This is a genomic window from Streptomyces beijiangensis (assembly GCF_017315755.1).
Taxonomy (GTDB): domain Bacteria; phylum Actinomycetota; class Actinomycetes; order Streptomycetales; family Streptomycetaceae; genus Streptomyces; species Streptomyces beijiangensis.
In genome coordinates this window covers 1-328 of the sequence record NZ_JAFLRJ010001688.1, presented here as the reverse complement: position 1 = coordinate 328, position 328 = coordinate 1, and the positions used below count along the sequence as shown (strand labels likewise).

Annotated in this window: 1 protein-coding gene; it reads left to right on the top strand. The window is 51.8% G+C overall.

What is annotated here, in order from left to right; genetic code table 11:
- Positions 1–15: 15 nt before the first annotated feature.
- On the top strand, positions 16–328 hold a 313-nt coding region (locus J0695_RS46660; RefSeq protein ID WP_505383658.1), incomplete at its 3' end, for an SDR family NAD(P)-dependent oxidoreductase.

The window sequence follows — 328 nt, the reverse complement described above, 5'->3', positions numbered from 1 at the left end:
ATGTTTGATCGGGCGGTGGGCGAGTTCGGTACCGTCGATCTGCTCGTCAACAATGCAAGCATCACCAGGCATATCGAGCTTGATGACTTGGAAGGGGCTTCTGAAGAAGTCTGGGATGAACTGTATGCGGTAAATGTCAAAGGGATGTTTAATTGTGCGAGAGCGGCGGCACCTTTTATGAAGCGAAATAAACAAGGCGCCATCGTAAATGTCGGCAGCATCGCCGGGCTTACCGGTTCAGGCTCTTCGTTACCCTATGCCGTATCAAAAGCGGCGGTCCACGGTCTGACGAAATCATTGGCGCATGCGCTTGCTCCTGATATTAGAG